Below are 14802 nucleotides of genomic sequence, written 5' to 3' on the forward strand. Positions count from 1 at the left end.
TATTTAATATATTAGGTATATATCTAGCGATTAATTTATATAATTAATTCCATTATAAAGTCCTTTAGTCACAGTAAATAGAGGTAAATTGGATGCATGAAAAAAGTTTTTATTTTCCCCTATTTTCTGGTTTAATAGCCGGACTAATTTTTGGAATACAGCTGACATTATTTGCCCAAATAATTTTTGAAAACTACTCTGCCCGAGCCTGTGCTAAGATTCCTGATGGCAAATTTGCTGTTTTTGTACCAACAAGTTATTTATTGAATAAAATAAATCTTAAACGAGTCGTTATATCTAACAAATGGGCTTACAATTACAATTGTAAGCTATTTAAATCAAAACATGATTATATTAAAAATTCTCAGGTGATTAAGTCTGATTCATTTATAAAAGATAACTATGCCCCAGCCGGTTATATACAGGTGCCATCAGAGAGATATATGCTCAGGAAAGTGTGGCGAGGTACCCTGATTGGCTATTTTTCTGAATATGAGGCAAATTTAGTCAGGAACAAAGTCCTGGAAAGTGCTTACAGTAAAGAACCAAAACCTATCGATAAGCCTTTTGTAGTCAATAACATAAATACTAATAATTGAGACTATAAGCATTCAGCGGTCAGCGGTCAGTGGTCAGTGGTCAGCGGTCAGCCGTGAGCTTTTGGCTCACGCTACTTGAGGTGCCTTGTGGCACAGGCTTCGACCCTGGGAGGTAACTCAGATTAAACCAATGCTTACCTGTTTTATTCAAAAGCACCTCAAGTAGCGATGCAGTCGGCCAAAGGGGGTTTCCCCCACTCGCTATTGCATCAAGACAGCGTGCGCGTAGCGCTAATCGCTGTTCGCTGATAGCTGATAGCTGATAGCTGATAGCTGATAGCTGATAGCTGACTGAATGCTTACCTTTCAGGTAACACCAAGACGAATTTCTGTGGCCAAAGAAGCCATGGTTAATTGCCCCCCCTGCTGGAGAACGTTAGTTCGTAAGCGAAAGTTAGGGCTAGCAAACCAAAAACGTTCTTCAGCATATAGAGTTTTCCCCTCTGTAATCATTGTTAAAACATCATCCTGGCTGATACTGTAACGACATTTTAGCGATGCAGTCGGCCAAAGGGGGTTTCCCCCACTCGCTATTGCATCAAGAAAGGAAGTTTCTTCAACATCACCATTAGTTCGCAATAGTTTGCCAATGTCAGGATTTTCTGGGTTGGGAACAGCTACAACAACAGTGGAACCAGTTTGCTTTTTCTGCTCTCCTACTACTGTACCGTCCCAAATCACTTTTAAACCAAATATAGCCATACCAGGCTCTATTTGGTATTGTTTACAGAGTGTTATCACCTCTGGGGCATCACCAGATAGCATTTCCATAGTGATGTTGGACTTACCATTTTTCATGGGTTGAGAGGTAATATGATTACTAGTACGTTGAGAAAACCATCTGCCAGCACTCTGCTCAAAAAACTCTTTAATATCCATTGGCTAAGATTGTAAAAATTTGTGGTAGATCGTGGTAGATCAGTGATGTTGGTAATTGGAATCAAGTGGTGCACTGTTGATTCTATCGCGCTATGATTAGCCCAATTACCAGGATGCTACACTAGCTTGAGGCTTCAGACAAACGCAATATAGCCATTTGAGCAGCTTCAGACACTTGAGGATGGCTGTCTTTTGCCAAATACTTTAATGCCGAGATACTTTTGTCCTGACCCAGTTGACCGAGGGCTTCTGCTAAACGTTGACGCACTATCCAATCCTCTGACTGGGCAAAGCGTAGAATATCGTCTATAGCTTCTGTAGCTTTGATTTCCCCCAAAGCAGCAATAGCAGCTTGTTGGACTAGTACTTCCTGACTATCTAACGCCTTGGTCAGCACATCACGAGCACGGGGATCTTGGAGATTACCTAGGGAAACAGCAGCACTAAAACGTACCAACCATTGAGTATCTTCGTAGAACGCCCTAACTAGAGGTTCAAAGGCTTTGGGGTCACCTAGATATCCCAAAGCCCCAGCAGCAGCAGCACGAATTCCGTAATCTGGGTCAGTTGCCATGAATTTGACCAAAATTGGGTAGCATTCTTCCGTAGGCTTGACTCCCAGGGCGAATATAGCCATAGAGCGAACTGGTAAATTGGGATCATCAAGTACCTTTTTAATTAGGGGCACGGCATCACTGGCTTGAACATCCCGTAGTGATGCCAGAGCCATCAAGCGATCGCGCATGTTAGGGCTTTCCAGCTGAGCCGAAAGTTGTTCTAAATTAGAGGACATCGTAGTTTGTTGGGGGTTTGGTTGACAATTAACCTCAGGGGAGTATGAGCAACGGTTGTGATCCGTTAAGAATCTACTCAGCTGTCTGGTAAAGTAATCGTTCTGACCTGCTTGCTAGATCAATGTTTCTACACAATTGTCGCTCTGAGTCATAGTTTTGGGAATGCTATGGCTGTATATATGGAAATTTTTTAGTCAACTAGCTATGGCAAATCAATTCAACTTTCTGCATCTGAGTACAGGTAAGAATAGAAAACAGGCTGATGTGAGAAATACAACCACCCCAGTCACTACAGCTACATTTGCTGATGGTAACTGTTGAATTGAGAGCTGATCGTTCGATTTTGAGACATCAATGATGAGATTAGAGCAGTTCCAGATTCTACGTGAGCTTACAGTCGATGAAGCAGCTTGTGAGCAGCTTCAAGAAATTTTATTAGCTCAGGAAACCAAATACCAAAAGGCACAAGAGCAAATTCACTTTCAGGCTTGTTTATTAGATAACTTACCTATTGGGGTTATTGCCATAGATATGGATGGAACAATTATCCATTGGAATAGTTATGCCTGTAAGCTATATCAATGGCAAGCCCAAGATGTTATTGGGTCGCAGCTATCCGAGATCATGTTTCCCCCTAGAAGTCATGCTGCCATCAAAGAAATTTTTGCTCAATTGTCCCAGTTAGAGTTTTGGCAGGGTGAGTTGCTCATTCAACGCCAAGACGGTAGCCAATTGGCTAGGGATTTTAGGATTAGTGTCCTGGAAGATCAGGTAGGGAAACAGATTGGTTTTGTAGCAACTGTCGTTGATGCTAAAGAGGGCAAACAGGCAGAGATTGACCGTAGGTCACGCTACGCGATTGGCCATAGGCCACGCTACGCGAACGCACTGTCTAACCAGGTGGCTCAAGATAAGCTGAGGCAGGCAATGGGTGATTCCCTTCGGGAAAACTTTGCAGCCCGCATTCGTAAGTCTTTAGATGTGGAGACAATTCTAAATACCACAGTTAATCAAGTTCGTCGATTGTTACAAGCAGATCGGGTAGCAGTTTATCGCTTCGAGTCGGATTGGAGAGGTAGATTCACAGTAGAGTCTGTAGAATCACCCTGGCAGCCGATTACAGGTAGGGAAATGTATAATCCCCACTTCTGGGAAACCCATGCTAATCAGTACCGGTATGCTCCAATCCAAGCGATTGAAGATATCTATTCTGATTCTGGGGGCTTGTCCTCCTATGAAGTTAATTGCCTAGCTCAGTTTCAAGTCGTTGCTAACTTGGTAGTTCCGATCATTTGTGACCCTCAACTAGACCAAAACCAACCTAAAGACTCACCTCTGTGGGGACTACTGGTTGCCCATCAGTGTAGTAGACCACGACAGTGGCAGTTTTGGGAAAGAAATTTGTGGAAATCAGTAGCAGACCATGTAGGAATTGCGATTCAGCAGGCTCAAATTTATCAGGAAAACCAACTCAAAGCCCAACGGGAAGCAACGCTCAATCAGTTTACTCAAAAGATTCGTAGCTCTCTTGATTTAGAGCAGATTTTTAGCACAGCCACTCAAGGAATTAGTCAGCTGTTGGACGTTGACCTAGTAGAAATTCAAGAATATCTGCCACAGCGGCAGGTTTGGTTAACGGTATCTCAATGTAGTAAACACCCTAACTTGAGTAGCCCTTTGGGGGCTGAAACTCCCGATGCGGACAATGAGATTAATCGCAAGATCAAAAATCTCGAAGTGGTGCGTATTAACAATAGCTGCAACTTAAACCTTGAGGATAGTTGCCATGGGTTACTTGTACCACTAAGGTTTCAAAACCGCCTTTGGGGAAAACTGTGCCTGATCAAGATTGATAGTGATTACCAATGGTCTGATGGCGCAGTGACTTTGGTGCAGTCGATGGCTGAGCAACTTGCGATCGCAATTCAGCAAGGCCAGCTTTATCAGCGTCTGGCTAACCTCAACACCGACTTAGAACGGCAAGTACTTGAGCGCACCCAACAACTACGAGAGAGAATCCAGGAACTACAGAGACTAAACATGCTCAAAGATGATTTCTTAAGTACCGTTTCTCATGAACTGCGCACACCTCTATCCAATATGAAAATGGCAATACAGATGCTCAAAATTGCTCCGGAGAGTCAACGACGACAGCGCTATACAGAGATTTTAGAATCTGAGTGTTACAGAGAAATTGAACTAATCAACGATTTACTCGACTTGCAGCGTTTAGAAACCGCCTCTTATCAGGTTTCGAGAACAGTAGTAGACTTGAAAATCTGGTTACACCAAATCATTGATTCCTTTTGCTCCCGTATCCAGGCACAACAGCAAATCCTGAAGTTGACTCTGTCAGATAATTTGCCATCGGTTTTGATTGACAAGACCAGCTTCGGGCGAATTGTGACAGAACTGTTCAACAATGCTTGTAAATATACTCCAGCCAACAGGCAGATTATTCTTGAGTTTTTTTACCAAAACAATCAGGATTTGGTCGGATCATATACCGTACCCAAGGTAATATTTAAAATCAGCAATCAAGCTGAGATTGCTGATACGGAATTACCCCACATCTTCGATAAGTTCTATCGCATTCCTAATGCTGATCCTTGGAAGAGAGGTGGTACAGGATTAGGTCTAGCTTTGGTAAAGGAGCTAGTCAAGCAGCTCGACGGCATCATTCAGGTAGAAAGCTCTCAGAGATGGACTACATTTACCGTGCAAATTCCGGCTCCTCAAGGCTCCGAACTCAATGGACACGACAACAGTTTGACGATCAAGTTTTAATCTACCTTCTATGCTTAAGGGAATGCTTGGTCTGTTGCCCAAGGCTATGTTTTGCCTAAGGGTAGCGGTTAACTGATAGTTGAGTTGTGCTACCCTAATCGCTTGTGACTTTCCCGGTTTGAATGGAACACCATTTTCTTAGTCTTCATGTTCTTCAAACTGATCTACTAATTCCGCTGAAGGGGGTCCAAAAGCGGTGTAAATGGATATACCAGTGATACCGATCACAAAAACAAGGATAACAATGCTAAGGACTATTGCGGGTTCCATGGCTGAAATAAAATATTAGTTTGTTTTCTTTTTGAGACTCTGCTCTCTAAAACCTCGACAAACCTCCACATTTAGCTGACTACTTGAGGGAGAGCATGGGAGCAGCTACCCCTACCTGTGCTTTAACGATCAGGCCAAACGCGAGCTAAAGGGGATCTATTGTTAGGAGTAGAATCAGAGTCAATGGTAGCTTTTTTTGATGTTGTCTTAACAAATTTTAGTTTTATTGCTTTTTTTTAAGAATAGCACATAATCTTAACACTGTTAACAGACATGGCCAAACTGATAAATACTATACAGTGTTAGACAGTGTTCGACAATATTTTAGATTTTCGTGTACTTTTGTTGATGTTTGTTGATAAAAAAATCCTAGTCCCTCAAAAAGATTACTTGTGGTGAACGGCAGGCTTGACAAATATAAGGTACTGTGTTAATAATGTGTTAATTGTCTTGGGAAAAGGTGACGTGGCGCGTCATCACTGGGTATGTAGCCCCACATCCGGCAAATATAAATTTGTAATTTCCACGACCCTTACCTCACCAGGTACTTAGGCAAAAACCACGCTTTGATAGTCCTGCAAGTTAAACATGTCTTAAGGATGTGCAGCTGGCGCAAACTCTCTCAAACTATTGCCGAGTCTGGATTCATTGAATTCAAGCGGCTTGTTGAGCATAAATGTCTTTGGTTTAGTGCCTCCTTAGTGTAAGCTGATACATGGTATCCATCGACTAAGGTCGGTAGCTCACAAAATTTCCAACCTACACAAGGCTTGGGGTCTCCCGTTATACCCGTGTTAAGCAGCGTCTGGCAGTGCCAGTAAGGGTTAGCGGGTTAGAAGTTACCGTAAGATAGGGTCGCCTTTATAGGTGATGCTCGCCCATAGCCGCTCCGCGAACCGTCTTGCATAAAAGGGTTAAGTCTTTTGTAATAAGGCGACCCTATCTAAGGTTTCGTCTCCGGGGAATTGCCTGACGGGGTCTCTTGATTTTGGACTGAAACAGTGGTATCAATATTGAGGTGCGACCCAAGGCCGGGTTCCCCGGCCATTGGAAAATGCACCTATTGAATCGTGGATTAATGGCGGTTGGACTGCCGCTCAATGGCTGTGGTAAATCGGTACAGGATATCGAACGCGCCCCGCGTCGGCTTCCGCCGAGGAGCAGCAATTCTCATTCGTGAGTAAGAGCGCGCCCACATCATAATCTTTAATTTGATGTGGGAGTAGTCACAATATCTATTAACATAAATCTAAATTTACCATAAACTCAATTTACCCATGGCACAAAGAACTCGGCTAGGAGATATTCTCAAACCCCTTAACTCGGAATATGGTAAAGTTGCCCCAGGTTGGGGCACTACTCCTGTAATGGGAGTCTTTATGGGGCTATTTTTCGTCTTTTTGCTGATTATTTTGCAGATTTACAACAAATCAATCCTCATTCAAGGTTTCAATGTTGATTGGACAAGCCTAGGGCAGTAGTATACTGCCAGGCTCAACTGCTAATCAAACATTTCAAATATTTCAGCTCCCTCCCGGCTTGTCCGGGTTTTTTAATGCTGTTGACAGCAATGGATAGGCTAGGAAGTCCCTGGGATTAATACCTTTAGTTAAAATAATTTGGTTAAATTGGATTAGTTCAACTGGCTTAGTTCAACGGAACAGCGGTCAATTTGGGTCAAATGTGGAATACTAATAACAGCAAACTAGTAACAGCAAACCAGCACTTGACAAATCCCAGGAGGTTATATAATGAACGTTTTTGGTATGGGTTTACCGGAAATGGCGTTGATTATGGTCATTGCCCTATTAGTATTTGGCCCTAAGAAGTTGCCAGAAATTGGTCGTAGTCTGGGTAAAGCGATTAGAGGCTTTCAAGATGCCTCCAAGGAGTTTGAAAATCAGTTTAAGCTAGAGGCACAACAGATAGAGCAAGGGCTGAACACCCCTACCCCAAGTGAATCTGATCAAATTACCACCAAAGAAGTTGCTACAGCAGAAGTTGATACAGCAGAATCAAACAATCATGCTACGACTCCCTCTCAAAAAAGCTAATCCCAGGGACTTCGAGCCATTTCAGCAAGAGGCTAGACCAAAGCAGGGATGATGACTAGTACTGCTGCGGGGAATTAAAAATTATGGTATTAACAATTCTTGAATGCTTATTACATAAGCGTTTTGCTATTTTTGAATCCTATCTTTATTTCCGCCGTGCTCTACTAGACGACTCTTTAACTCTAGTCCGGTAACTCAGTAGTCGATTGCCTTGGCAACCATTGACGCTCCACGAGCAAGGGGTTTGAATAGTCGTGGAGTGTCAACAATGAGTTAGCTACTGGATTTACCATTTTTCTCATTCTTCTTAGTAGAAGGTGCCTCAAACTTGTAGCCAACACCTCGAACTGTCTGAATCAAGGAAGGGTCACTGGAATTCACCTCAATTTTACGGCGAATTTGACCGATATGGACATCAACTACTCGCTGATCTCCCACATAATCGTACTCCCAGACTTCCTGGATTAACTCAGAACGGCGCAAGACCCGACCCGGATGACAGGCCAGAAAATGGAGTAGATCAAATTCCAGAGCAGTTAGAGGGATAAGTATTTCGTCTATAGTTACCTCCCTGCGCCCTGGGTCGATGACTAAATGGTCGAAGACTAGGCGTTCTGCTTCAGTAGCAGTAACAGCCCGCTTCCGTTTCAAAATTGCTCTAACTCGATTTTCCAGCTCTTGTAAATCAAAGGGCTTGGTGATGTAGTCATCAGCACCTTGTTGAAATCCTTGATTTTTGTCAGCAGCATCCGACCGACTGGTGAGCAAGAGGACAAAGACATCAGTGCGGCTCTGCATTTGCTGACACAGGTTGTAGCCAAGGGCGTCAGGCAAATTCACATCTAGAATGACTAAATCTGGATTAAATTGCTCAAATGTGGCAAGAGCCGTCTTGCCATCTTGAGCAGCCTGCATTTGAAAATTCTTTTGACTTAAGAAGCGTAGAATTAAATTTCGGATTGCCGGATCGTCATCTACGACAAGAATCTTGGCGGCGGTCATAACTTTCCACGGAAAACGGGATCACAAATTTAAGACGCAGAGTGTTTTGACACCAACGGTGCTGTTGGGCATTGTAGACAATTATCCTCAGATTATTAGGCAATGCCAATAGTTGGTCAATCGCATAGGCAGATCAGTTATTTTCAAAATTCCCCCACAGTAGGACTTCCCGAACCACGGCAAAAAGTCTTTTTTTCTTGTTCTAAAGAGCAAAAAACCCATAGCCTTGATGAGTCTATATGGATTTACTAACGGTTCTAACATTATTCAGGAATTCTCCGGTGATTTGGCCAAAAAACTGAGATGCACCGGCATTGTGTTGACTTCACTGCGGCACTGCTGTTTGAAGATCAAGCTACACTAGCACCCAGGGGCATTGACACCACCCTCAACCAAGACGACTCTGTGAACAGTGGTTACCCAGAGCAAGGTTGAGAGTTTCTCGTGCCTAACCTTAACATATACATAACTAGTTTAAAGTTGCTGTCATACTAATGAAAAGAAGGTATGTGAAAACAAGGGATGTCTCGGAGGTCTTGAATGAGTGATAACAATCCCTATGATCAGCTTGGGGTTACGGAAGAAGCGTCCTTTGATGAAATTCAGGATGCCAAAGGTCGCCTGATCCAAAAGCATCGTGGTAACCAAAAGCTTTTAGATACCGTAGAGGCGGCCTACGATGCCATTATTATGGATCGACTTAGGATGCGCCAGGAAGGAAAGATTAAAGTTCCTGATCGCATTCGTTTCCCGGAGAAGGCTTCTCAAGCTCCACCGAGTTTTCCCCAAACACCAGTTAATAACTCTCCTGAGTGGCTGAAACGGTTGTGGGATACTCCGACAAGAGAAGACATAATCTGGCCGAGTGCAGTGTTCTTAATCTTAAGCAGTGCTACTGTCCTTGACACCTCATCCGGAAACTCGATTTTGCCGTTGGTGATGGCTATAGGCTTCGGATTCACGATCTATTTCCTCAATCGGAAAGAACAACAATTTGGTCGTGCGGTGTTGCTAACCCTGGCAGGTCTGTTTTTAGGTGTGGGATTGGGAAGTTTGCTGGGGAATTCTCTGGAAAGCCAATTCACCAACCTAGACTTGAAAACAGAAGAACTGGCTACATTGGTGACATTTGTCTTGCTTTGGGTGATTAGTTGCTTCTTACGTTGAAAATAGCCATGGGGGATTGGGGATTAGGACGTGCCTCCAAAAGCACTAACTTGTCTCGTAGTGGTGCTTTTCCCCTTGATGTGATATCTCCCAAACTTCTCTACCCTTGCCTGGGTTTGCCCCGTGGAAACCAAGCCAGTCGCTCATGGGGAGCGACTGCATCATGACCATGAAAAGCAGTTTTCATAAAAATTGCTTTTTTAAATCACCACAAGCCCTGTAAGCCAAGACTTTAGCGCGATTATTTTATAAATATTTTTATTTTATAAATATTTATCATAGCCACAGGCTAGAGAGCCAATTTTATTAACTGTGTTAATAAAATTAAAGTTGATCAAACCCTTTCTGTTAACTGATCCGAAGTTCCCTGGTCTGCACGGCGAGTTAGTGATATAATTTCCTAAATTTTGAGATAATTTAACCACGCCATTTTTTGAAATAAAAAATCACTTGAACTTTCACGGTTCATTTCATCCCACCCTGACCGAGGGTCAGGTGTAGGGCGCGCTCTAGCCGGATCAGCTAAAATCGCACAATCATACGGCTTGTAGCAGTGCTGTGTCTAGAACTAAATCTACCGCTTCAGTGAGATTATTGACGATAAAATCTGGTTCGTAGAGATTGAGCTGAGTGCGATCGCGTATTCCAGATAAAACTCCAATTGCTTTAATACCGTGGGTTTTGGCAGCCACTATATCCGCTTCTGTATCGCCAATCATCCAGACATCAGAGGCAGCTGGGAGTTTTTTTAGGGCTTTTGCCATTAGCAAAGGTTTATCTTTAGTGTCACCGGTCTTAACATAGTCGTTACTCAGGCAATACCGTCGGTTAGGGGGGAAAAATTGCTCCAGGTCTAAGCGACTGAACGCTTCATCAAGCTCTCGCACCCGACGCATGGTCATGACGGCTAAATCTATACCTGCTTGTTGTAATTTTTCCAGGGCATCTATCGCTCCGGGAACCGGTTGATCATGGACTAAGTAGGGCAGAGTGTGTACAGTTTGACGGCGCAGCTGAGCAAATGCTTCAGCTTGGCTGGGATCGAGACCTGAACGAATACCAATAATTATCTCCGGAACACGCCCCCTCTTACACTGCCAAAACTCCGCCTTGGACATGGGCAGGATTGGCTGGTTAGGGCGTTGGATTTCTTTGAGACAAAACTGGTAAACCCGATAGTAACGCTCCGACACATTCATGATCGGACCGTCAAAGTCTGTAAATACTCTAATCATTATCTAACAAAATGTAATATTTATTTACATTATTATCTCATCCCGTGAGTATTTATCACTAAAGTTACGAATTTGTAACATTGCCTATGTCTTAGGACTTACCCATTACTCCTGACAGGGGTAGGTTTTTGAGGTTTGGGTCGGGAGTCGGGAGTCGGGAGTCCGGAGTCGGGAGTCGGGAGTCGGGAGTCGGGAGTCGGGAGTCGGGGAAACGCCCTCAGCTGGGCGCACCCGTCCCTTAAATTCTTGTAGATTTGGATATCTATATTATTGGAGTTTTTTGGCAATGAAAGTACGTACTCCCCCCAAAGTTAAAAACCTACCCGGGCATCTTGCGTGGAACGAGCATCTTGCGTGGAACGGGCATCTTGCCCGTTACTGATCTTGTCGGGCAGGCAGGATGCCCACCCCACTTATTCATATTGATCCAAAGATTCAGCAATGCTGGATTTTTTACCGATTCCCGACTCCCGATTCCCGATTCCCGATTCCCGATTCCCGATTCCCGACTCCCGACTACTCTAGAGTTTTTACTGTTCAATAACTACCGCATTCAACCCGTCTAACCGTAAAGCAACTTGATAAGCCTTACCAACCTTCTTGAGTTTAAACGCTCCTAAGGATTGCAAAAATTTGGGGAATGTGCCCTTTAAATTTAAGTCTCTCATCAACTGAGTAATTGGTCGAGAGTATTGTTTTTTAAATTCAGTAGCTATATGAGCGATCGGAACATAAGGATCTTTATAGTTTGTCTTCAAATCCTTAAGGAGTTTAACTAGTATCTCTTCCAAATCTGATTTAGATTCAATTTTAGATAAAGGCTTAACAGTAGGTTTTAACTGAATAGTATTCAAAGAAGAGGTCTTTTTAATGAAAGAAATTGGCTTTTCAAATAGAGTTACATAAAAATTTGAAGTCCCCGGTATGTGATGAGTCACAAATTCCTTGGGGTAATCACTAAAAATATCGGTTGTTAGTTTTCCAGGCAAGCGCAGGGACACAACTTGATTGAGGGTTAGCTGATACTTAGACTCAAATAGATAAGATAGTCTAGACAGGTTTATCCAAGCATTGGAAGTGCGTTTTTGTTCAGCTTTGAGGATGTCTTTGAGCTGATTAATAAATTCTTCAAGGGTGGGAATTTCTGGTACAGAAACCAGAGAATGGGCTTTAGTTTCACGAGTTTTGTTATTTAAAACAATGATTTTATCGTTTTGTTTACGCACCAAATAGACTGTTAGTCCATGGGTTTGTAGGGTGGTGCAAAGATGAGTCATTACCCCATCAGAGGAACAGACTAAGACTTCCTTGGCGGTTGGATAATGGATAAAGATAGAAGCGCCAACGGTAGCCATCTTAAAATCAGCGCTGTCCTTTCCTGGTGGGACATGAATTAGCTCATAGCCACGAGTATGCAGTTCAGTGTCATACTTACCCATAGCACGCCAATTGGCAACAGCAATTTTGATTTGGATCGGGTAGGAACAAATTTGAGCTAGGAACTTTTCGGTTTCAGTATTGAGCCGTAAATTTTCGGCATCTAGCAGTAAGATGGCAATTCCTGTGCCTAGCTTTGGCGAAGGGGAAACCGATGTTGGGGTTTTATTATTAGTAGAGACACCAGTAGAGACAGCTAAGTTATGGGAATTATTGGCTGGCTTGGGTCGGATAGAGTGACGAAGTTTTTGGGTCAGTTCCCTAAAGCTGGGGGATTTGAAATAACCAGGAATAAACAGAACTTGCAGTAATTTCCTGACTTTGATAACTCGTCGGGGCCAATCTTGCTCTTGGCTGAGTTCTGATTTGAACTTGGCCAGGAAAGCCGATTGATGACGGGGCTTATCCCAAGCGATTTTTCGGTATTTTTCCTTGAGTAATTCGGACTGCTGCTGCTGAACCTCAAGGATGGCTTGGTAGAGGTAAAGGCTAATTTCGTTGATCGCGGCAGAGTCATTCACGAATGGTTTCTGGTAGATTTGGTGAGTAATTTTGGGCAGAATATAAAAGCAGATCTATGAACCCAGTATATGTGAATAGCAAAGGGAACAGGGAGTAGGGAGTAGGGAGCGGTGCGACCCGTGGCGAATTTAATTCGCCTACGGAAAGCGCACCGAGGGAGTAGGGAGTGGGGAATATGGCATCAAAAATTATCACAATTCATTTAGGTACCCTAAATATAAGGAGTGGGTAGTGGAAAAATACGAGTTCCATAGAACTCAGGTGTTGGTAGATTGAAGGAGCTTCCAGCCAGAAGCCAGGAGTCAGAATCCTTGATAACGGAAATGTTTTCCGATCACTCGGTTTTTTGACGGGGTTAAATTTGCTATTATAGCGCTTCTCGGAGTAATAAGGTATACAGAATTTTTCCCCTGTTCCCTATTCCCTGTTCCCTACTCCCTGCTCCCTGCTCCCTACTCCCTACTCCCTACTCCCTACTCCCAATTAACCCAAGACTAAAGTCCCTCAGCCAATTGTGAACTGGTATAGTAAGAGGGACTCAGCTTAACAAATTGTAATCATGGCCAGAGACCTAAGGGGATTTATCCAAGAGCTAGAAGAGAAGGGGCAATTGCGGCGGATTAAGGCTTTAGTTGACCCAGATTTGGAAATTGCTGAGATATCAAACCGGATGCTACAAGCGGGTGGACCTGGCTTGCTGTTTGAGAATGTAAAAGGGTCATCCTTTCCGGTGGCGATTAATTTAATGGGAACAGAAGAACGGGTTTGCTGGGCGATGAACCGGTCAAGCCCGGAAGATTTGGAAACTCTGGGCAAGAAGCTAGGGATGCTGCAACAACCAAAGCCACCTAAGAAAATTTCCCAGGCGGTGGAATTTGGCAAAATTTTGTTTGATGTGGTGAAAGCTAAACCAGGTCGAGACTTTTTCCCTCCTTGTCACCAGGTGGTGGTGCAGGAAAATGATTTGGATTTGAATACATTACCCCTGATTCGCCCTTATCCCGGTGATGCTGGCAAGATTATTACCTTAGGATTGGTGATTACGAAGGATTGTGAGACTGGTATTCCTAATGTGGGGGTTTATCGGCTACAACTGCAGTCTAAGACTACGATGACTGTGCATTGGCTGTCGGTTAGGGGTGGAGCACGACATTTGCGCAAGGCGGTGGAGAGAGGACAGAAATTAGAAATTGCGATCGCACTCGGTGTTGACCCCCTGATTATTCTGGCCGCTGCTACTCCGATACCGGTTGACCTGTCGGAATGGCTCTTTGCTGGACTTTATGGTGGGTCTGGGGTGAACCTAGCTAAATGTAAAACCTTAGATTTAGAGGTACCAGCGGATTCGGAGTTTGTCCTGGAAGGCACGATTACTCCAGGGGAAATGTTGCCAGATGGTCCCTTTGGTGACCACATGGGGTATTACGGTGGAGTGGAGGATTCCCCGTTGATTCGCTTCCATTGTATGACTCACCGCAAGGATCCGATTTATTTAACTACCTTTAGTGGGCGTCCACCGAAAGAAGAAGCGATGATGGCGATCGCACTCAATCGGATTTATACCCCGATCCTGCGGCAACAAGTCTCCGAAATTGTGGATTTCTTCTTGCCCATGGAAGCTCTGAGTTATAAAGCGGCCATTATTTCGATTAAGAAAGCCTATCCAGGACAAGCGCGACGGGCTGCTTTGGCGTTTTGGAGTGCGTTGCCTCAATTTACTTACACCAAGTTTGTGATTGTGGTGGATGAGACTATTAATATTCGCGACCCCCGTCAAGTGGTGTGGGCGATTAGTTCTAAGGTTGACCCGGTACGGGATGTCTTTATTTTGCCCAATACTCCCTTTGATAGTTTGGATTTTGCTAGTGAAAAGATTGGCTTAGGGGGACGGATGGGTATTGATGCTACTACTAAGATTCCACCGGAAACGGAACATGAATGGGGCGCAACTTTGGAGTCTGATGGGGATGTAGCAGCGATGGTAGATAGGCGTTGGGCTGAATATGGGTTAGGGGATTTAGATCTGAAGGATGTTGATCCCAATTTGTTTGGGTAT

The 14802-nt window shown here is 43.8% G+C and carries 17 protein-coding genes; 9 read left to right on the plus strand and 8 right to left on the minus strand.

Annotated elements, in window-relative coordinates; genetic code table 11:
* Positions 1-92: 92 nt before the first annotated feature.
* Positions 93-599 carry a hypothetical protein gene (locus F6K38_RS15775; protein ID WP_008180502.1) on the plus strand — a complete coding sequence of 169 codons (507 nt, stop codon included), beginning with the start codon at positions 93-95 and terminating at the stop codon, positions 597-599.
* A 306-nt stretch (positions 600-905) separates the two neighbouring features.
* On the opposite strand, the gene F6K38_RS15780 is transcribed toward F6K38_RS15775, so the two are convergent.
* Together F6K38_RS15780 and F6K38_RS15785 are read right to left on the minus strand one after the other, a co-directional pair.
* Positions 906-1478 (minus strand): phycobiliprotein lyase, encoded by a 573-nt coding sequence (locus tag F6K38_RS15780; RefSeq protein ID WP_008180504.1) that lies wholly within the window; start codon positions 1476-1478, stop codon positions 906-908.
* A gap of 121 nt (positions 1479-1599) precedes the next feature.
* Positions 1600-2271, minus strand: a complete 672-nt coding sequence (locus F6K38_RS15785; RefSeq protein WP_008180506.1) for a HEAT repeat domain-containing protein — start codon at positions 2269-2271, stop codon at positions 1600-1602.
* Positions 2272-2626: 355 nt separating this feature from the next.
* Here F6K38_RS15785 and F6K38_RS15790 point away from each other — a divergent pair, with 355 nt between their 5' ends.
* Entirely contained in the window at positions 2627-5059 is a 2433-nt protein-coding gene (locus tag F6K38_RS15790) for a sensor histidine kinase (RefSeq protein WP_081431866.1), read from the plus strand.
* A gap of 138 nt (positions 5060-5197) precedes the next feature.
* On the opposite strand, the gene psbN is transcribed toward F6K38_RS15790, so the two are convergent.
* Positions 5198-5329 (minus strand): photosystem II reaction center protein PsbN, encoded by a 132-nt coding sequence (gene psbN / locus F6K38_RS15795; RefSeq protein WP_008180512.1) that lies wholly within the window; start codon positions 5327-5329, stop codon positions 5198-5200.
* A 1277-nt stretch (positions 5330-6606) separates the two neighbouring features.
* Between psbN and psbH the strand changes: the two genes are divergently transcribed.
* The gene (psbH, locus tag F6K38_RS15800; protein ID WP_008178875.1) at positions 6607-6810 is read left to right on the plus strand and encodes a photosystem II reaction center phosphoprotein PsbH; all 204 of its coding nucleotides are present in this window, start codon (positions 6607-6609) and stop codon (positions 6808-6810) included.
* 270 nt (positions 6811-7080) lie between these two features.
* Positions 7081-7383 carry a TatA/E family twin arginine-targeting protein translocase gene (locus F6K38_RS15805; protein ID WP_044492070.1) on the plus strand — a complete coding sequence of 101 codons (303 nt, stop codon included), beginning with the start codon at positions 7081-7083 and terminating at the stop codon, positions 7381-7383.
* Between the two features lie 273 nt (positions 7384-7656).
* Here F6K38_RS15805 and F6K38_RS15810 read toward each other — a convergent pair whose 3' ends face one another.
* A complete protein-coding gene (locus tag F6K38_RS15810) occupies positions 7657-8385 on the minus strand; it encodes a response regulator (RefSeq protein ID WP_008178873.1) in 729 nt (242 codons plus the stop codon).
* A 303-nt stretch (positions 8386-8688) separates the two neighbouring features.
* Between F6K38_RS15810 and F6K38_RS15815 the strand changes: the two genes are divergently transcribed.
* From F6K38_RS15815 to F6K38_RS15825, 3 genes are all read left to right on the plus strand, one after another.
* Positions 8689-8820: a hypothetical protein gene (locus tag F6K38_RS15815; RefSeq protein WP_271969968.1), complete on the plus strand. Its 132-nt coding sequence runs from the start codon at positions 8689-8691 to the stop codon at positions 8818-8820.
* A 105-nt stretch (positions 8821-8925) separates the two neighbouring features.
* Complete coding sequence (locus F6K38_RS15820) at positions 8926-9552, plus strand: CPP1-like family protein (protein WP_008178869.1); 627 nt, start codon at positions 8926-8928, stop codon at positions 9550-9552.
* An 8-nt stretch (positions 9553-9560) separates the two neighbouring features.
* A complete protein-coding gene (locus tag F6K38_RS15825; protein ID WP_008178867.1) occupies positions 9561-9719 on the plus strand; it encodes a hypothetical protein in 159 nt (52 codons plus the stop codon).
* A gap of 369 nt (positions 9720-10088) precedes the next feature.
* On the opposite strand, the gene F6K38_RS15830 is transcribed toward F6K38_RS15825, so the two are convergent.
* The gene (locus tag F6K38_RS15830; RefSeq protein WP_008178865.1) at positions 10089-10787 is read right to left on the minus strand and encodes an HAD family hydrolase; all 699 of its coding nucleotides are present in this window, start codon (positions 10785-10787) and stop codon (positions 10089-10091) included.
* Between the two features lie 98 nt (positions 10788-10885).
* The gene (locus tag F6K38_RS15835; RefSeq protein WP_287262759.1) at positions 10886-11074 is read right to left on the minus strand and encodes a hypothetical protein; all 189 of its coding nucleotides are present in this window, start codon (positions 11072-11074) and stop codon (positions 10886-10888) included.
* A 45-nt stretch (positions 11075-11119) separates the two neighbouring features.
* Here F6K38_RS15835 and F6K38_RS15840 point away from each other — a divergent pair, with 45 nt between their 5' ends.
* Entirely contained in the window at positions 11120-11353 is a 234-nt protein-coding gene (locus tag F6K38_RS15840) for a hypothetical protein (protein WP_131827003.1), read from the plus strand.
* Here the strand turns inward: F6K38_RS15840 and F6K38_RS15845 are convergent.
* Complete coding sequence (locus F6K38_RS15845) at positions 11318-12745, minus strand: NYN domain-containing protein (protein ID WP_287356908.1); 1428 nt, start codon at positions 12743-12745, stop codon at positions 11318-11320. The two genes, F6K38_RS15840 and F6K38_RS15845, sit on opposite strands and share 36 nt — an antisense overlap.
* Entirely contained in the window at positions 12738-12941 is a 204-nt protein-coding gene (locus F6K38_RS15850) for a hypothetical protein (RefSeq protein WP_137985451.1), read from the minus strand. The genes F6K38_RS15845 and F6K38_RS15850 overlap by 8 nt, the downstream gene beginning before the upstream one ends.
* A gap of 364 nt (positions 12942-13305) precedes the next feature.
* Here F6K38_RS15850 and F6K38_RS15855 point away from each other — a divergent pair.
* The coding region (locus F6K38_RS15855) for a UbiD family decarboxylase (protein ID WP_287356910.1) at positions 13306-14802 on the plus strand (1497 nt) is incomplete at its 3' end.

Source organism: Moorena sp. SIO3B2, assembly GCF_010692525.1.
GTDB classification, from domain to species: domain Bacteria; phylum Cyanobacteriota; class Cyanobacteriia; order Cyanobacteriales; family Coleofasciculaceae; genus Moorena; species Moorena producens.